Raw genomic sequence first — 17,862 nt, 5'->3', positions numbered from 1 at the left:
GGGCTTACATATAGCCTGCGGTGCGGAGCCGTTCGAAGGCGTCTTCCGCCTCGTGGTCCATGGCACGGCCGCTGCGTTCGGCGATACTGGTGCCTTCAAGCTCGGTGATGATCTCTTCGATCGTGCCGGCTTCGCTCTCGATCGGGTTCGTTATGTCCTGATCGCCGAGAGAGCGATAGCGCTTGCCGTTCTTAGAGAAATACAGGTCGACGATCGGAATGCCCTCGCGCTGGATGTAACGCCAGATGTCGAGCTCCGTCCAATGCAGGATCGGATGGATCCGGATATGGGTGCCGGGCGCGAAGTCGGTCTTGAACTGATCCCAGAATTCCGGCGGCTGGTCGCGGAAATCCCATTCGGCGTTCGTGCCGCGCGGGCTGAAGACGCGTTCCTTGGCGCGGGTGGCTTCCTCGTCCCGGCGGATACCGGCGACGACGGCCTGCATGTTTTGCTCGGCGATCAGGCGCTTGAGCGCCTCGGTTTTGCGGGCGGCGGAGCGGGTGGCCGGCGGCAGCGTCGGATCGATCTCCTCAATCGGCGGGCAGTCCCGGACGATCAGGTTCACACCCCATTCGGCGGAATACTTTTTCTGGAAGTCATACATCTCCGGAAATTTCTTTCCGGTGTCGCAGAACATCAACGGAAACGGGACATGGCCCAGGAACGCTTTGCGGGCGAGCCACACCATGACGTTCGAATCCTTGCCGAGGGACCAGAGCATGCCCATACGGTCGAACTTGTTAAATGCTTCACGCAGAATATAGACACTCTGCGCTTCCAGCGCGTCGAGATGATCCATCGGGCCGGGTGTTCCGTTCAAAATCCAAGTGGAGCGCGGTTTCTAGGCGTCATATGGCCTCTTGTCAAAAGCGCAAAAAGGGGCAGGGAATCATTTGCACAGTTCGGTCGCCTTTTTGCGTTGTACAGGGAAAGCCTAGCCTCTTTACCCCGGTCCAGTGGAAATCTTTTTCCTACTCAGGACTCCGCGCCAGTGAAGTAGGCAGCATTTGCGAGCGACGGGCGATTAGGAGCGAGATCCGCAATAGCGAGTCCCTCGGCGGCGACCTGATCGGGCAGTGGCTTGCCTTGCGCCAGCGCGGCGGACGTCATTCCCATGGCAGCGGAAGTCTGGATGCCGTATCCGCCTTGTCCTGCAAGCCAGAAGAACCCATCAAGGCCGGGCTCGAACCCGACGACCGGGGATTTGTCCTCGACAAAAGAGCGCAGCCCGGCCCAGCGGCTGTGAAAGCGTCCTACCTTCAGCGTGGTGGCATTCTCGATCCGGTCGACGGCGATGGCGAGGTCGAGATCCTCGGGCTGGGCATCCGTGGGCATGGAGGGGGTCTCATCTGCGGGGGAGCCAAGGAAGCGTCCGCCCTCCGGCTTGATGTACCAGTCCTCGTTCACGTTCACGACTGCGGGCAATGTATCCGGATTGATCCCTTCCGGCGGATCGAAGGTGAAGGCTGTGCGCCGTTTCGGTATGAGTCCGATCGGCTTGGCGCCGGCCATCTTGCCAACTTCGTCCGCCCAGGCGCCGGCAGCATTGATGACGACGGGTGCAGTGAAGGTTCCTGCCCGTGTCTCGACCGTCCAGCCGTCCCCAGTTCGGGTCAGTCCCTGGATTTCGGCGTCTGTCACGATTTCTCCGCCACTGGCGCGCATGCCGCGGATAAAGCCCCAGTGCAGGGCATGGACATCCATGTCCATGTCGCTCGGATCATAGAGGCCTCGCACGGTCTTGGCGGGATCGATTGCCGGGAATAGCTCCAGCAGGCGGGCGCCCTCGACGATCTCGGTTCCGGTCGTGTTTGCCGCCAGTTCCTTGTGTATTTCGGCCAGCGCATCGAGTTGGTCTGCTTCGGCCAGAATCAGCGAGCCGCGCGGCGTCAGTATAGGATCTTGGGCGAAACCCTCCGGCGGGTTCAGAAAGAACGGCTTTCCGGCACGGTTCAACGCGCGGATCGCGGCATTTCCATAACTCTCGATATAGAGGGCAGCGGAGCGTCCGGTCGTGTGATAGCCGGGCTGGCTTTCCCGCTCCAGCAGCAGGACGGAGCCATGCGGAGCAAGAAAGTAAGCGCAGGATGCGCCCGCCATACCGGCGCCGATAATGATGTAATCCGCCTGGCGGTTCGTGCTGGGAGTCATGTTGTGATCCATTTCGAGAGGGACCCAGAGCCTACGCCGTGACTTTCCCCAATCTCAAGGCTTGTCCTACTTATGCTGACAGGCTCGGGCATAAGTTCCGCTGCGGCCATTGACTTCATCCGCGCGTCCTCGTCCGATCTAGTCTGGAAATATTTCGACAGAGGGGATCGGGTAATGGCTGAGGCAGGGTTCGATGTTGTTCTGGAGGGCGGCGATGTCATTGATGGCACCGGCGCGCCGAGACGGCGTGCGGATGTCGGTATCCGGGACGAGCAGATTGCAGCTATCGGCGATCTGTCCGAGTCGGATGCTGGACGCCGGATCGATGTCAGCAACCGCATCGTCGCGCCTGGCTTCATCGACGTGCATACTCACGACGACCGGATGCTGCTGTGCGAGCCGGATTTCGACATGAAGGTCAGCCAGGGTGTCACGACCGTGGTCGTCGGCAATTGCGGTATCAGCCTCGCACCGTTGGTGACCGACGTGCCGCCGCCACCGCTCGATCTGATCGGGGACGCTGACTGGTACAAGTTCGCCACATTCGATTCCTTCCTGCGCGCTGTGGAGCAGGCGCCCGCCTCGGTGAACGCGGCCTTTTTGGTCGGTCATTCAACCCTCCGGGTCGGCATCATGGACCGTCTTGATCGGGGAGCGACCAGCGAAGAGATCAAGTCCATGCGCGGCCTGCTTGAAGAAGGGCTGGAAGCCGGAGCCGTCGGTTTCTCCACCGGGCTTTTCTATGCACCGTCGCAGAAGGCGCCGACCGAAGAGGTGATCGAGCTGTCACGCAGCCTGAAAGCTTTTGGCGCCCGCTATGTGACCCATATGCGCAACGAGTCGGACCAGGTCATCGACTCCCTTGAGGAGACCTTCACCATCGGCCGTGAAGCGGACGTGCCGGTGATCGTTTCGCACCACAAGGTGCAGGGAAAACACAATTTCGGCCGTAGCTGCGAGACCCTGGCCTGCATCGAGAAACACATGCATCACCAGGATATCGGCCTCGATATCTATCCTTATGCGGCATCCTCGACTGTGCTGAAGGCCGACGCCATCGCGCTTGCCGAGAAGGTGAAGATCACCTGGTCGAAATCCCGCCCGGATCTGGCCGGGCGGATGCTGGACGATATTGCCAAGGAATTCGGCTGTGATCTGTTTGAGGCTGCCGAGATGCTGCAGCCGGCCGGCGCGATTTATTTCAGCATGAGCGAGGAGGATGTGCAGCGCATCCTCAAGTTCAAACATGCCATGATCGGCTCCGACGGTTTGCCGCATGACGAATTCCCGCATCCCCGCTTGTGGGGCACGTTCCCGCGTGTTCTGGGGCACTATTGCCGCGATCTCGAACTCTTCCCTCTGGAAGAGGCGGTCCGCCGCATGACAGGGCTTTCCGCTGACAAGTTCGGCCTGAAGGGGCGGGGCAGGATTGCCGAAGGCAACTTTGCCGATATCTGCGTGTTCGACGAGAAGACGGTGATCGACCGGGCCGATTTTGACAATCCGACCGCGCCGTCCGGCGGCATAGAGAGTGTCTTCGTCAATGGCCGCATGGTCTGGGGCGCGGGGGCTCATACTGGCGCGCGTCCGGGCAAGGCCCTGCGCCGGGGCATGGGACCGCTCGCTGCTTAAAGCGCCAAACCGCGCAAACCTGAGGAAACAAAAAATGAGTGATACACCGAAAACATTGCTCCAGATGGCTGGCGTGCCCAACACGCCGCCAGCCCTCGGAGAGGCTGTCCTGTTGCTGATCGATGCACAGAACGAATATGTCAGCGGTGCGCTTGCACTGCCGGGGGTAGCACCGGCAACAGACGTGTTGGCGAAGGTGCTGGCGAAAGCACGGGCGGCTGGCACTCCGGTCGTTCATGTCCGTCACAAGGGCAATCCGGGTGGGGCGTTCGATCCGGAAACGGACCGGTTTGAAATCATCGACGCGGTCGCGCCGCATGCGGGCGAGGAGATTGTCGACAAGAAGCTGCCGAATTCCTTCGCAGGCACCAACCTTCAGGCCGTGCTTGAAGCGACGGGCCGCAAGAAGCTCATCATTGGCGGTTTCATGACCCATATGTGCGTCAGCTCAACCACCCGTGCGGCGTTGGATCTTGGCTGGAGTTCTGCGGTAATCTCTGATGGCTGCGCAACCCGCGCTCTGCCGAGTCCCACGGGCGGCAAGGTCGTCGATGCAGATATGCTGCATGAAGCCAGTCTGGCGGGACTTTCGGACCGGTTCGCGATCATCGCGCCGGGTTCTGCATTCTAACGGGCGCCAGTTTATTTGGTGTAATGCGCTCTCATGCTGTTGGCGATGGCGATCAGTTGCGGGTCGCTGATGTTGTCGAACTGCACATGGACGCCGTTCTCGGTGCTGCTTACGACCCTTGCAGCCACATTTCCGGCCTCGGGAATGTTCAGCTCGATCTCGGTATCCGGCTTGACCGGCCAATCCGCGATTATATAGGCGCCGCCGATTGACAGGTCCTCGATGGCGCAATCGACGTCCTTGCCATCGATCCGGAAGATTGAAATATCGCGGCGCGGCTCTCTGAGGTCGCGCCGCCGGTCTCCGTCTTGTGGCAAATCGACCAGGAGGCGGAGTGCGGCAAGCTCATGCAGCAGTTCCGCGACCTGGGATGCGATAATGTCGCCCGACGTTTTGCCAAGCAGACGTTCAGCCTGTCCCTGAATGCTTGAGAGCCCCTCTGAGAGGGTTTTCGTCTGGTCCGGACGCAGGTCAGGCATGGCAACTACCTCTCACTCTGGTGAGATATTTAATCCACCTAGAGTCAGTATTCGCGTCTTTTGCCAATCTGTACAGGCCGGCGCGTGATTGTGGTCAGTCAACGGTTGGCATTTTGAACGGGCAAAGCGCTTCGTAAGCTGCACTCGCCTGGAGCACTTTGTCTTCCCGGTACTTCTGTCCGACGATCTGCAATCCGGCCGGCAGCCCCTCGCTCGTGAAGCCGCAGGGAACGGATGCGGCCGGGTGCTGGGTCAGGTTGAACGGGTAGGTGAAAGCGGTCCATTCGGTCCAGCGGCGCATGCCCGAGCCTTCCGGGACTTCACGCCCGGCCTCGAAAGCCGCTGTCGGCATTGCCGGCGTCAGCAGAAGGTCGTAGCGGTCCAGCAGCTGGTTTACTTCAAGGCCAAGTCTCTCCCGGGCCTGAATTCCGTCCTGGTAATCGGGGAGCGTGATTTCCAGCCCTTCCAGACAGACTTCGGCGAGGCCAGGGTCGAGCATCTCGCGCTGTTCCGGGCTGAGGTTCCGGTAGGCGTTGGCGGCACCGGTAAACCAGTGAAGTCTGAATGTTTCCGCGGAAAACGAAAAATCGAGATCGACTTCCTCGATATGAGCGCCGAGTTCGGCCAGGCGCTTCACCGCCGTGGCGACCAGTGTGGCTATCTCCGGATCGACTTTTGCAAAACCCAGATCCGGGCTGTAGGCGACGCGCATGCCCCGGACGGATTTCCCGGAGAGTTGCCGGAAATCGAGCCCATCGTCGGGTGCAGTGTACCAGTCCATCACATGCAGGCCGCTCATGACGGTCAGCATCAAGGCGGCGTCGGCGACCGTCCGTGTCATCGGGCCTGCATGGGAAACCGTCCCCATCACGCTGGCGGGATATTGCGGCACGCGACCGAAAGTCGGCTTCAGGCCAAAGATGCCGCTATAGGCCGCTGGGATGCGGATCGACCCGCCGCCATCCGTCCCCTGGTTCAGCGCCCCCATGCCCAGTGCCGTCGCCACTGCTGCGCCACCGGAAGAGCCGCCCGGAGTCTTGTCCGGGTTCCATGGATTACGGGTGATGCCGGTGAGCGGGCTGTCGGTCACGCCTTTCCAGCCATATTCCGGTGTCGTGGTCTTGCCCATGAAGACCGCGCCATGGTCGCGCAGACGGGCAACGAAGGGAGAGTCTGCTGCGCTTCTGAAATCCGGGTCGCTGGTTTTCGAGCCGCGCCGGACTGGCCAGCCTTTTACTTCGGCCAGATCCTTGATGGTCGTCGGAACACCATCGACGATGCCGATTGGTGTCCCGGCCTTCCAGCGCGCCTCGGATGCTTTCGCGGCCGCCAAAGTTGAGTCCTCGTCGATATGAACAAAGGCATTGAATGCCTCGTTGTGCTTCCCGATTTCATCCAGTGAGGCCTTCACCGCCTCAACCGGCGAGATGGTTCCGGCGGCATAGGCCTGGACCAGATCGGTCGCACTCATCATCGCGAGATCGCGGCTCATACTATTACTCCTGTACTCGAAACAGATCAGCTGACCGGTTTGGGCCAACTGGGATCCCTGAATTCCTGGATCTCGAAACGGTAAGTACCGATTCCCCGGAAGAAGGCTGAATAGACGTTGAAGGTCTCGCTATAGGCGGGCGGGGCATCGAAGACGACGCCCTTGGCTTTCATACGCTCGTAGAAGCCGTCCACATCATCGGACACGAAAGAGATGGTGACGGCCGGATCGTCTGCTGGGGGGCGGTTCGTACAAACGCCGAGGAAGGCGTTTGGCGCCACTTCGAAGATATGGCAGCGGTCGTTCTGATTGAGCGCGAGGCGAAACCCCAGGGTTTCTCTAAGAAATGCGGAGGAAGACACTAGGTCATCCGTATAGATGAAGGACAGCATCTGACCTATGGATGACATATCTATTCTGACTCCCGGGGATGCCATGGCGAAGGAGACGGGCCACGGCGAAGTGGAATGAAGCGGGAGTTTAGGACGCGAATTAACCCAGACGCAATTCGCTCATTCGGGCAATTCACTATTCGTAAGGGGTGATGGCCTCCGCCTGGAGGCTGTATCCGACTTCCGCCAGGTCTGTTTCCTCTTCGAGAATGCCGAGCACGCCGGTGACGTAGACCGGCTCGAACATCTCGCGCGGATTGTAGGGTTGTTCGATCCTGACCAGAATTAGCTGGTTCGGCGGCGGCGGCGGGACGTGAATGCAGGCGCCGACATAGGGCACGAGGATGAGCTCCTTCACGCCTTCGCCGTTGTAATCCAGCGGAATGATGTATCCGGGAATACGGATTCTGGTTCCGGCCAGTTCGTGGACAACATCCTTGCCGGTAATGCTCTGTTCCGGAGGAGGGCTGCTGTGGTCGAGCAGAGGTGTGCTCATGCCTGATGATTGTGACGGACTGTCGATCTCGGGGAGGAGGTCCTCCCAGAGAAGGTCGCGGGGCTCGCCAGCGGCAAGAGCCGGATAATCCCGCATAAAGAATGTTATGGTGGAAGCCGCAGCAATGCGCAGCGCGGCGCGGCGGTTGAATACGAAATGTTTCAAAACGCTCTCCTCATTGCCGGACAGTCATACCGTCGGCAAGCGACATACGGTAGGCACCGATGGCGGGAACAAGACCCGAAAGAATACCAGCGCACACGAATCCACCCAAAATCAAAAGCTCTCTTGTCGAGGGTAACGAGAAGGGCAGGTACAGCCCATAGGCTTGATCGACAAATGGGCCGGCGACAGCCAAACCGGCAAGAAACAGGAATGTCCCCGATAGAGCACCGGCTAGGGCCAGGGTTCCTGCTTCGAGTATCATCAGGCAACCCACTATCGAGGGGCCCGCGCCGACGGCTCTCAGGATAGCCATCTCCCGGCGCCGTTCTGACAGGCTGGACAGGATTGCCGCCACCATGCCGATCAGGGCGGTCAGGACGACCATTCCGGAAACACCGGCCAGCGCTGATTCGGCGACACCGATGAGCGACCAGAGTTCCTGCAGGGCGACCCCGGGCAGGACCGCCAGCAGTGGTTCCTCGGGATATTCGTTGATGTGGCGTTGCAGGCGGAAGGTTTTCAGTTTGGATGTCACACCGATCAGCGCGGCCGAGATGCTTTTTGGCGTCAGGTCCATGGCCCGTACTGCGTCGGCGCCGGTAGAATGCCCCGGTGTGCGTGCCCCGCTTTGCCAATCGACATGGATAGCCTCGATGGCCCTGAGGCTGACATGGACGGTCCGGTCAACCGGCGTGCCGGTCTTGGCGAGAATCCCGGAGACGCGGAACGGCATGTCTTCATGTTTGGTGAAGCCGACCGCCCCAAGACCGTGCGCCACGACAATCGGATCGCCGACTTTGTAGCCGAGTGCGTCGGCGACGTCGGCGCCGAGGACCGTATCGAAAAGATCCTCGAAGCGGTCACCCGTGGCGAATGTCAGAGGGGCATTGCCGCGAAAACGATAGTGATCGAAATAGGCATCGGTTGTGCCCATGACGCGGAACCCGCGATGGCTATCACCGAGTGAGATCGGTACGGTCCAGGCCACTTCCGGCCGACCGGCAATATCGCGATAGCTTTCCCAGGTCATGTTGTTGGTGGCGTTGCCAATGCGGAAAACCGAATAGAGCAGCAACTGCACGCTGCCGCTTCGCGCTCCGACGATCAGGTCGGTGCCGGCGATGGTATTCCCGAAACTTGCGCGGGCTCCGGTCCTGACGCGCTCGACGCTCAGGAATAGGGCGATGCTGATGGCGAGCGCGAGAATTGTCAGCAGCGCCGTAGAACGCCGGTTTGCCAGGGACTGCAGGCTAAGACGTAGCAGCATCGGGCGCTTCCTCACGGTGCTTTATGTCCGCCAGGCGGATCACGCGATCGAACCATCCTGACAGCCCCTCATCATGGCTGACCATGAGGAGTGACGATCCGCTCCGGTCTAGTTGTTTGAAGATCAATTCGAGAAAGGCTTGCTGTGACTCTCCGTCGAGAGCGGAAGTCGGCTCGTCCGCGATCACCAGCTCGGGGTCGCCGATCAAAGCCCTGGCGGCCGCGACCCGTTGTTGCTGCCCGGAGCTGAGAAGGGAGGCTGGTTGCCCCGTCTGGATGTCTTCCGACAGGCCGAGAGCGGCCAGCAGCCGTGCCGCCGCTTCCTCTGGAGTTTCTTTTTCCCGAACCCGGCGTTCCCGGTTCGGGGCAAAACTGAGTCCGAGACGGACATTGTCCAGAGCTGAGGCATAGGGAAGCAGGTTGAACATCTGAAAAATGACGCCGAGATGCTCCGCCCGGAACCGGTCGCGCTGCGTCGATGACAGGCTGGCCAAATCCGTTCCAAGCAATTCGATCCGTCCTTTCTGCGGCGGGGAAATTCCCGAAATCAGACCCAACAGAGTGGATTTTCCGCCGCCAGACGGGCCGAGCAGTAAAACCCGCTCGGCCTTTTCAATCCGGAACCGGTCGACCCCGAACCGGAACGCGCTGCCCGGCCATTGGAATGCCACATGTTCCAGCAGGACGGTCGGCGACGCCGATGGGGCAGATGGCTCGGTCATGGCTCTCAGTCCAGTGTCAGTGCCGGCTTGTCGGGGCTAACTTCAAACTGGAACTGACCTTTTGACGAGACGATTTGCACGTCAAGTTCCTCGCTCTGCGGAAAATGCTTGAAGAAGGGAAAGGAGAACCCGGTGATTTTTGCAGTGTCATTGCAGGCGAACCTGTAGCTCACATGGAATTCCATGTGTTCGCCGTCATGATCCGCATGGTCTGTTTTTTTATCATGATCGTGATCGTCTTCCTCCAGGAAACGGGTTTCCTTGAGGGTACAGCCTGCTTCGCCGACGGCCTTGAACAAGGTATCGCCTTTGGCGAGATTGGCTTTACCGGCATCGAATGCATCGTGCTGTGCCTTGGTTTCTGGGGAGTGTTCGAAACCGACGATGTCGGCGCCCGGAATTTCGATCTCCATTTCGACCGTTGCGCCCTCTATGGCGATGGTCAGTTGACCGTGACCATGTTCGTGCGCGTCGGCGTGGCGCGTTTCACTTGCTGCGGCGATTGTGCTCGTGGTGGCCAGCATTGCCGCAAGGAAGAGTGGAAGTCGGGTCATTTGCGAAGCTCCTGGGAGGAAGATCGAGACAAAGAGGAAACGTTATAACGTTACATTTATATCCATCGATCAACTGTTTTCTTCGAGCTTCAGTTTTGGGAGTCGATTTTGATGCGTGCCCCGTCGCGAGGCGTGCAATCACCGCTAAGCCATTGCTGAACCATACTTTCCTTGCAGGCTGTCCAAGGGCGATCTACGCCGCCCCCAAATTCTTCCTGATAGATCGTTGCAAAAACGACCGCCGCAAGAATGGCGGCAAGGATCCACATATTCCGACTCATGGCTTTGCTCCTCCGTCCGGCTTCAAGTGGGAAGCTTCAGATCACGAGAAAAGGGTTAACGTTGCATTTTCCTACTCGGCCCATTCAACAATATGATCCGGCAGCTTTTCGTCCGGCACATATTTTTCCGAAACGGCCCGGCCGCGGACAGAGATACCGGCGACATGAACCATGTCCGGATCGCCACAGACAAGGTAATGCCAGTGCGGCAAGTCCTTGCCTTCCTTCACCAGCCGGTAAGCGCAGGTCGACGGCATCCAGATGAGTTCTTCCAGCACATTCGGCGTGAGAATCACGCAGTCCGGTACCTTCGCCTTCCGGTTCGGGTAATCCCCGCATTTGCATGAGCCGCAGTCGAGCAGGGTGCAGGCGACATCCGTGTAATGCAGCTCGTCGGTCACATCGTCGATCAGCTTGACGAGGCAGCACTTGCCGCAGCCATCGCACAAGGCTTCCCACTGCTCCGAGCTCATCTGCTCGAGCGGTGTGGTTTTCCAGTAAGGCGTCTCTGCTTCGTGCTGATCTACAGCCATTCAGTCCTAGTCCGCGATTTTTGCCAGCACCGGGAGGATATGTTCCCGGAAAGCCGCCGGATTCTCCGACATCGGGAAATGCCCCATGCCGGCCATGATGATCGCTTCCGCACCGGGGATACGCTCTGCTGTCCGTAGCGTGTCTTCCGGAGTGCAGGAGTAATCATACTCTCCGGTCATCAGATAGACGGGACAGTGCCCGGTGTCGATGGTGCTGCTCTCCCGGGCATAGTCACTGTCAGTGCGGTAGAAGTGCATGTCGCCCTTAAAGACCTCCGGCCCGCCCTGATAATAATGCCAGAGGGTCTCCCAGCGGAATTCATCTGGGCTTTGCGGTGCAACGAGGCCGGAAACCAGGGCGGCGCAGAAGTCGCCTCGGAGGAATTCAGGACTGTCGAGCCAGCTATTGTCGTACCAGGGCGAAGGACTGTCCGAGCCCTCAAGCCCGATGACGCCCCGCAGGGCCTTGCCCTGTTCCAGAGCCAGCCGAACCACGACCCGTCCGCCCATGGAGCAGCCCATGACCACCGGGCGCTCAAGGTCCAGGGCTTGTGAAAACGCCGCAATCGCCGCGACATAAAATTGGCTGGTCAGTTTGTATTCCTCACCCTCCCAGCCGACGGGCGGGTTTGACTTTCCGTGCCAGGGCAGATCGAACGCAATGACCCTGAAGCGGTCCGTGACCGCGTCGTCACACATCAGGTGGCGGTATTGGCTGGAATGCGCGCCGGCGGTATGCAGGCAGAGCAGAGGAATACCGGAGCCGGCCTCTTCGAAATAGATCCGGTAAGGCCGTCCCTCGATATCGAGGTGGACATAGCGCCCGGTAATCGGCTCGATCTGTGCGCTCATTGTCCCGCCTCCTGACGGAGGCGGCGCGGCAGGGCGAGCAATTCCTTTACGTAACGCAGATTGTGCAGCAGGGGCGCTGTATTGCCGTCCAGGCTTGCATGGCCGTAGCGGGTCATGGCGAACAGGTCCTGGTAGCCCGGCGGCGGCATGTCCGAGCAGAACACATCCCACACTTCCTTTGGCGCCCGGATGGCGAAATCCCAGCTCCGCATCTTGAACGGACCTTTATCGACTGCCGTTACGTGGCCGTTCACGACCGTGACATGATAGGGCGTGTCACCGACTTCGAGCAGGAAACGGGAATCCATATAGCGGCCAATCCGCTGCAGGTCCGGTCGCGCGGCGACGGCATCTTTCAGGCATTCGAACACGGAAATTCTCCTTCTTCCGGGGAGCCTTCATACAGGAGCTTGAGATCAGTAGACGGTGCGGCCACCGGAAACATCGAAACAGGCGCCGGTGCTGAAGCTGCATTCCTCGGACAGCAGCCAGCACACCATTGAGGCGCATTCCTCTGCTGTTCCGAGACGCTTCAGCGGGCTTTTTGAGATCATGACCTCCACATGCGCGGGATCCATCCGGTCCACCATCTCGGTATCGAGGGCGGCAGGGGCAACCGAATTGACCAGCACGCCGGTGCCCGCAAGCTCCTTGCCCATGGATTTGGTCAGGGCGATGACCCCGGCCTTTGCCGCGCTGTAAGCGGGCGCATTCGGGGTGCCTTCCTTGCCGGCGAGCGACGCGATATTCACGATCCGGCCGTATCCCCGGCCGACCATGCCCGGGGCGATGGTCTTCGAGCACAGGAAAACACCCGTCAGATCGACATTCAGCACACGTTGCCAGTCAGCCAATGTGTAGTCGATTGTGGAAACCGTCGGTCCGGCAATGCCGGCACTGTTCACCAGCAGGTCGATCGGGCCTAGCGCACTCGTCGCCGAGGCATGGGCAATGCAAACGTCGGATTCGGATGATACGTCGACCACTGTGGTGATGAGTTTATCCGGCGCGCCTATCGCTTCGGAGGCGGCGGCGAGAGCGTCACCGTCCTGATCCCAAAGCGCGACTTTTCCCCCGTTTTCGAGAATGCGTATTGCAACGGCAAGACCGATGCCCTTTGCGCCGCCCGTTACAATCGCGGAGCGGTCGCTGAATTCCCCATCCTTCAAGGCGTTTCTCCCAAACGCGTTTTGTAACCCTGGCTCGTAACGGCCCGGTTGTTACCTGATCCCTGTTTCTATTTGGTGTTGAGGGTGAATTCTCCCTCGCGAATGCGGTCCGGCCACTCTGCCACCATGTCCGCGACGGCTTGCTCACCGTAATTCTCGATCATATCCGTCAGGGCAGCAAAGATCGCGGACGAGGCGACCATTTCCGGGGCGCAGCCATTATCGACCGCTTCGTCCCAGGCCTCGAGGATGAGTTTCAGGGCGATGCGTTTCTGTTCGTCATCCGGCAAAACGCCCGCATCTGAGTCCGACATGTGTCTCTCCAGCAAGTCTTTGGTTCCGGCTCCGTAGGAAGCCTCACATTAGTTTTAGTGTTGCTTGAGGCTGGCGCCTGCCGAACGCTAGACTGAAACGATAAGCAGTGGGAGGAAAAACATGTCGGAAAATCATGACTTCTTGCATCACGTCGGAGACGAGCACCCGTTCGTTGCGCGTGGACTAAGGAATTATTTCGAGTATCGCGATCTGGGAATCGAGGACGCCTCCAAGGGCGATGTCGTCTCGCATGTGATCCGCGCACGAGACGGTCACAACGCGACCGGCGCCTGGCATGTGCATGATTGCAAGTTCCAGATGTTTTATGTGCTGAAGGGGTGGGCCCGCTTCGAGTATGAGGGGCAGGGCGTGCACACCATGAAGGCTGGCGACTGCGTCATGCAGCCGCCGATGATCAAGCATCGGGAGATCGAACATTCGGCGGATCTTGAACTTATCGAAGTGGTCGCCCCGGCCGATTTCAAAACTTACGAGGTCGACGGCCCCGAAGCCTGACGCCATTGGCTCGACAGATGCCTGATCGGCCGATTGAAGAGGATTCGATGTCGGCCGATCTCGTCTGGAAAGAGGACAATGCGCCTTTTTCCAACCGTTTCGGAGATATCTATTTCTCGACGGAAGGCGGGCTTGCGGAAAGCCGGCACGTCTTTCTGGAAGGTAATGGCTTGCCGGCGGCTTGGGCCGGACAAAGTGATTTCACCATCGCGGAAACCGGTTTTGGAACCGGATTGAATTTCTGTGCTGCGGTCCAGTTGTGGCTGGAAACCAGACCACGGGACGGCTTGCTGCACTATGTCAGTGTTGAAGGGTATCCGCTGAATGCTGATGAATGTTTCCGGGCGCTTGCGCAATGGCCGGAACTGGAATTCATCGCAGCTGCTTTGAGGCATCGCTATCCCAAGCCCGTTCCCGGAATGCACAGAATTCATTTCGAGGAATGGGGCGTTGTTCTCACGCTGGCTATCGGCGAGGTGGGCGCGATGCTGTCCGGCCTGCATGGGCGGATCGACGCCTGGTTCCTCGATGGTTTCGCGCCGTCCAAAAACCCGGAGATGTGGCGCGACGAGGTCTTGACTGAGGTTTCCCGTCTGACGGTGCCGGAGGGAAGTCTGGCGACTTTCACTGCTGTGGGAGATGTCAAAAGAGGCCTTGCCCAGCGCGGCTTCAAAGTTCGCAAGACGCCTGGCTTCGGAAGCAAGTGGAAGATGATCGTCGCGCAAAAGGTGCCTGATCTGCCGGACAGCCGGGCACGGTTGTCTAGGCGGGCAGTGCCGGTCCGTGAGCGGTCACGGCTGGACCGGGTTGCTGTTGTCGGCGGCGGCATCGCGGGCGCGTCCCTGGTCAGGGCCTTGCGGCGGCGCGGCATGGACCCGGTGCTGTACGACGGCGCCGGACCCGGCGCGGGCGCCTCCGGTAATGCTTATGCACTTGTGACGCCTCGGATGGATGCCGGAGACAGTGCCGTCGCCCGGTTTTTTGCAGCGGCCTACAGGTATGCGATCGCGCAATATGGCGAGGGGCCGGGGTGGGATCCGTGCGGCGTGCTTGTCATGCTGGAAGATGAGGAGACGCTGGCGCGGGCTGGAAAGGCCCGGGACTTTGCGTGGCAGCCCGCGGCCAGCGGCAGCCTTCTTGACCGGGCACAAGCCAGCCAGCGAGCGGGCGTGGAGCTGGATTGTCCAAGCCTGTTTTATGAGACGGCGGGGCTTTTGCAAACGGAGCGCCTGCTCAGTGACTGGATCGGCTCGACCAGAGTTATCGGTACCAACATCGACAGAGTTTCACGATCCGCCCGCGGATATTTGCTGATGGATTCAAATGGAAATGTTGCCGGGGAGGCGGATGCCGTCATTCTTGCCGCGGGCGACGGCAACCGTCACTTTGCCGACACGCACTGGATCCCGCTTACACCTGTGCGCGGTCAGGTTTCCGAGGTTCCGGCATCGGATGCCAGCCACACCCTGAAATGCGCCCTGTCCTGGAGTGGATATCTTTCTCCGGTACGGGATGGACGCCACATGCTTGGCGCGACCAACGACAGAACCAACAAGATTGGCGAAGATTGGGGGTGGGCCGTTCTTGACGAGGACCATCGCCACAACCACGGAAGCCTGCCGGGCTGCCTGACGCATCTCGTCGATAAGCCCGATGCCTCTTGGTCCGGGCGCGCGCGACTGCGGTCGGCGACGCCCGACCGCGTTCCCCTGTTTGGCGCCATTCCGAGTGTCGCTGGTTTGGCTGACGCGTTTCGTAATCCGGCGGGCCGGGGCTATGTAACCTTTCCGGGCGGCGATCTGCTGATCCTTGGGGGGCTGGGCTCGCGCGGCTTTGTTACGGCACCGCTTGCCGCCGAACTGCTCGTAGCCCGCCTGTTAGGGGAAGTATGGCCGGTTGAAGAGTCTTTAGGCATCGCTGGCGACCCGACCCGGTTCGCGAGCAGGGCCCATCGGCATGCGCGGATCGAAGAATTTCTAGGCCGCCGTGTCAGATGAAAATGATATTTTAACCATTAAAAAAGAAGTTTCTGAAAACCTAGAAGTCGGTGGGTTTCCGGTGACCAAATAATGTTTCTGTTACCCATTTTTCGGTGTTTGCTCATTAGAACTGAGAGTGGAAAACAGATTGGTCGGTTCGAACAAGTCGAATAACGGGATTTCGTCCGGTCTGCGAGCGCGCCTCACCACGTCGCCTCTTGCTGTCGCAGGCATTGCTTTTGTCGTCGTTCTTTCTGTTACGCTTTACGCCCAGTTCACAATCGAAGCGCGTGAAGATGAAGAGCGGGAAGCTCATCATGAGTTTGCTCGCGCGCACATTGGTCAGAACCTGAAAAACTATCTGGAAGCCCGGTTTCTTTCTGTGAACGGCATCGCCGTGGCCCTGGAGAAGAAGAGCGCACCGTCGAGCGAAGCCGAGTATGCCGAGCTGGCTCGGCCCTTCCACGAGAATTTTAGCGGCGTGCAGGCTGTTAACTGGGTCGATAGCTCCGGTACGGCGCGCTGGATTGTTCCTCTGGCCGGAAATGAGCAGGTTAAAGACAAGGACCTGAGCAGTCTCAGTATTCCAGGCATGGCTATTGCCGCCGCGCGTTCCGACGGCCGGGCTCATGCCACACCGCCGATCACTTTGCTTCAGGGCGGTATTGGCTTTGCGAGTTATTTCCCGGTTAAACGAAACGGTGAAATTGCCGGTTTCATCAATGTCGTGTTTCGTTTCTCGGATCTTCTGGACAGCATCGCCGGCCTGGACCCAAGAGGGTCAATCTCCGTTGCGCTCCATTATGACGGCAAATACGTGTTGTCACAGTCGAAGGGGCCACGTGGTGAGGACTACACCTCTCTCTATTACGATCTGGATATCCTTGACCGTACCTACCAGATCGAAATCCGGTCCCACGAAGCGGCAGTCGGTTATATCAATCCGATATTGCTGATCATAATCGTGAACTTGTTGTTTGCAGGCGCCATTTATCTGTTGCTGAAGCAAGTCGGCTTACTGGCCAGAAGCGAGTCACGGCTCCGCGATTATACCGAAATAGCCTTCGACTACCTTTGGGAGACAGACCGGGAGCAACGGATTACTTATTTGTCGCCTCGTTTTGAGGAAATTGCCGGGCGTCCGGCGAGCGAATTCCTCGGGCGCAGGCTGAGCGATTGCAATGTCCAAACCGCTACCGGCGAGAGCCTCGATCAGCATGCGGAGGTGATGGCACGGAAGCAGCCGTTCGAGAGTTTTGTCTTTGCTTCAGTGTCTGAAGACGGGACCAAGACGTGGATATCATCATCGGGAAAACCACGTTTCTCGGCTGGAGGGCGCTTTCTTGGCTACAGGGGAGCCGACCGGTCTATCAACGAGCAGGTCAGCACGGAAAAGCGGTTGCGTCGCGCTTGGGAGCACGCTGAAACCGCTAATCAGGCAAAGAGCAATTTTCTTGCAGGAATGAGCCACGAGCTGCGAACTCCACTTAACTCAATCATAGGCTTTTCCGAAATGATCCGTGATCAGATGCTCGGCCCCATCGGTAAGCCGCAATACGCTGAATATGCGAGTGACGTGGTGTCCTCCGGTCGGCATCTGCTTTCGCTCGTCGATGACGTACTCGATTTATCGAAGATAGAATCCTCCACATTCGAGTTGTCCGAAGACGAGATTGACCTCGCCGATACTTTTGAATTCGTGCGGCGCGGATTCAGACGGCATGGAGAAGTGCGGGGGATCGGCATTCATCTTACGGTCGCGGATGATGCGGCCTATATCCGCGCGGACACACGTATAGTCCGCCAGATGGTGATGAATCTCGTCTCGAATGCCATAAAATTTACGGATTATGGCGGCACGATTAGGATCGTATCGGAACGCGACGATAATGGATGCGTGCACATTAAAGTTACCGATACAGGGAGCGGCATCCCGAAGGAACATCTTATCCGGGTGTTCGAGCCGTTCGTCCAGGTTCGTGAGACTGCATTATTGAGCCACGAGGGGTCGGGGCTGGGTCTTTCGCTCGTGAAAAGATTTATTGAACTGCATGGCGGAACGATAGATCTGGAAAGTCGCGTCGGCGAGGGAACCTCCGTTGATCTTACATTCCCCAAGGATCGCTCTCTCTGAAGCATCATTTTGATTTCAGTAAAAGCTTATGTCCTTCTAATTATATTAAAATCCCAATGGAAATGAACGGCGTTAACCTATAGGGTGTATTTCACCCTCCGGG

20 protein-coding genes are annotated in these 17,862 nt (G+C 59.0%); 5 read left to right on the top strand and 15 right to left on the bottom strand.

The features are described 5' to 3' along the window. Positions 1 to 4: 4 nt before the first annotated feature. Together cysD and VOI22_RS05805 are read right to left on the bottom strand one after the other, a co-directional pair. Positions 5 to 799, bottom strand: a complete 795-nt coding sequence (gene cysD, locus VOI22_RS05810; protein WP_323795611.1) for a sulfate adenylyltransferase subunit CysD — start codon at positions 797 to 799, stop codon at positions 5 to 7. Between the two features lie 176 nt (positions 800 to 975). Beyond that, positions 976 to 2,151, bottom strand: coding sequence for an FAD-binding oxidoreductase (locus VOI22_RS05805; RefSeq protein ID WP_323795610.1), 1,176 nt, complete (start codon positions 2,149 to 2,151; stop codon positions 976 to 978). Positions 2,152 to 2,325: 174 nt separating this feature from the next. Between VOI22_RS05805 and VOI22_RS05800 the strand changes: the two genes are divergently transcribed. Both VOI22_RS05800 and VOI22_RS05795 read left to right on the top strand, forming a co-directional pair. Next, on the top strand, positions 2,326 to 3,783 hold the full coding sequence (locus tag VOI22_RS05800; RefSeq protein WP_323795609.1) for a D-aminoacylase: 1,458 nt from the start codon (positions 2,326 to 2,328) through the stop codon (positions 3,781 to 3,783). Positions 3,784 to 3,817: 34 nt separating this feature from the next. Then, positions 3,818 to 4,414, top strand: a complete 597-nt coding sequence (locus tag VOI22_RS05795; protein WP_323795608.1) for a cysteine hydrolase family protein — start codon at positions 3,818 to 3,820, stop codon at positions 4,412 to 4,414. Positions 4,415 to 4,425: 11 nt separating this feature from the next. Here VOI22_RS05795 and VOI22_RS05790 read toward each other — a convergent pair whose 3' ends face one another. The 13 genes from VOI22_RS05790 to VOI22_RS05730 all read right to left on the bottom strand — a co-directional run bounded on the left by VOI22_RS05790 (position 4,426) and on the right by VOI22_RS05730 (position 13,129). After that, entirely contained in the window at positions 4,426 to 4,893 is a 468-nt protein-coding gene (locus VOI22_RS05790) for a PilZ domain-containing protein (RefSeq protein ID WP_323795607.1), read from the bottom strand. Between the two features lie 94 nt (positions 4,894 to 4,987). After that, entirely contained in the window at positions 4,988 to 6,385 is a 1,398-nt protein-coding gene (locus tag VOI22_RS05785; RefSeq protein ID WP_323795606.1) for an amidase, read from the bottom strand. Positions 6,386 to 6,411: 26 nt separating this feature from the next. Further along, positions 6,412 to 6,795, bottom strand: a complete 384-nt coding sequence (locus VOI22_RS05780) for a VOC family protein (RefSeq protein WP_323795605.1) — start codon at positions 6,793 to 6,795, stop codon at positions 6,412 to 6,414. A 118-nt stretch (positions 6,796 to 6,913) separates the two neighbouring features. Beyond that, entirely contained in the window at positions 6,914 to 7,438 is a 525-nt protein-coding gene (locus VOI22_RS05775) for a DUF3299 domain-containing protein (RefSeq protein WP_323795604.1), read from the bottom strand. Between the two features lie 10 nt (positions 7,439 to 7,448). Next, a complete protein-coding gene (locus VOI22_RS05770; protein WP_323795603.1) occupies positions 7,449 to 8,705 on the bottom strand; it encodes an ABC transporter permease in 1,257 nt (418 codons plus the stop codon). Continuing rightward, positions 8,689 to 9,426, bottom strand: coding sequence for an ATP-binding cassette domain-containing protein (locus tag VOI22_RS05765; RefSeq protein WP_323795602.1), 738 nt, complete (start codon positions 9,424 to 9,426; stop codon positions 8,689 to 8,691). Before VOI22_RS05765 ends, VOI22_RS05770 begins: the two co-directional genes overlap by 17 nt. A 5-nt stretch (positions 9,427 to 9,431) precedes the next feature. After that, the gene (locus VOI22_RS05760; protein ID WP_323795601.1) at positions 9,432 to 9,980 is read right to left on the bottom strand and encodes a DUF2796 domain-containing protein; all 549 of its coding nucleotides are present in this window, start codon (positions 9,978 to 9,980) and stop codon (positions 9,432 to 9,434) included. Between the two features lie 89 nt (positions 9,981 to 10,069). Further along, the gene (locus VOI22_RS05755) at positions 10,070 to 10,261 is read right to left on the bottom strand and encodes a hypothetical protein (RefSeq protein ID WP_323795600.1); all 192 of its coding nucleotides are present in this window, start codon (positions 10,259 to 10,261) and stop codon (positions 10,070 to 10,072) included. A gap of 71 nt (positions 10,262 to 10,332) precedes the next feature. After that, positions 10,333 to 10,794 (bottom strand): YcgN family cysteine cluster protein, encoded by a 462-nt coding sequence (locus VOI22_RS05750; protein WP_323795599.1) that lies wholly within the window; start codon positions 10,792 to 10,794, stop codon positions 10,333 to 10,335. Positions 10,795 to 10,800: 6 nt separating this feature from the next. Further along, on the bottom strand, positions 10,801 to 11,646 hold the full coding sequence (locus VOI22_RS05745) for an alpha/beta hydrolase (RefSeq protein WP_323795598.1): 846 nt from the start codon (positions 11,644 to 11,646) through the stop codon (positions 10,801 to 10,803). Further along, positions 11,643 to 12,017, bottom strand: a complete 375-nt coding sequence (locus VOI22_RS05740) for a hypothetical protein (RefSeq protein WP_323795597.1) — start codon at positions 12,015 to 12,017, stop codon at positions 11,643 to 11,645. The genes VOI22_RS05745 and VOI22_RS05740 overlap by 4 nt, the downstream gene beginning before the upstream one ends. Before the next feature lie 45 nt (positions 12,018 to 12,062). Further along, positions 12,063 to 12,815 (bottom strand): SDR family NAD(P)-dependent oxidoreductase, encoded by a 753-nt coding sequence (locus VOI22_RS05735; protein ID WP_323795596.1) that lies wholly within the window; start codon positions 12,813 to 12,815, stop codon positions 12,063 to 12,065. Between the two features lie 68 nt (positions 12,816 to 12,883). Continuing rightward, positions 12,884 to 13,129 (bottom strand): hypothetical protein, encoded by a 246-nt coding sequence (locus tag VOI22_RS05730; protein ID WP_323795595.1) that lies wholly within the window; start codon positions 13,127 to 13,129, stop codon positions 12,884 to 12,886. 121 nt (positions 13,130 to 13,250) lie between these two features. Between VOI22_RS05730 and VOI22_RS05725 the strand changes: the two genes are divergently transcribed. From VOI22_RS05725 to VOI22_RS05715, 3 genes are all read left to right on the top strand, one after another. Beyond that, positions 13,251 to 13,646 (top strand): cupin domain-containing protein, encoded by a 396-nt coding sequence (locus VOI22_RS05725; protein ID WP_323795594.1) that lies wholly within the window; start codon positions 13,251 to 13,253, stop codon positions 13,644 to 13,646. Between the two features lie 47 nt (positions 13,647 to 13,693). After that, entirely contained in the window at positions 13,694 to 15,643 is a 1,950-nt protein-coding gene (mnmC, locus tag VOI22_RS05720; RefSeq protein WP_323795593.1) for an FAD-dependent 5-carboxymethylaminomethyl-2-thiouridine(34) oxidoreductase MnmC, read from the top strand. 130 nt (positions 15,644 to 15,773) lie between these two features. After that, on the top strand, positions 15,774 to 17,759 hold the full coding sequence (locus VOI22_RS05715) for an ATP-binding protein (RefSeq protein WP_323795592.1): 1,986 nt from the start codon (positions 15,774 to 15,776) through the stop codon (positions 17,757 to 17,759). The last annotated feature ends 103 nt before the right edge of the window (positions 17,760 to 17,862 follow it).

This window comes from Nisaea sp. (genome assembly GCF_034670185.1).
Taxonomy (GTDB): Bacteria; Pseudomonadota; Alphaproteobacteria; order Thalassobaculales; family Thalassobaculaceae; genus Nisaea.
Note: the sequence above shows the minus strand (reverse complement) of the source record. Positions and strands in the feature narration are given on the sequence as shown.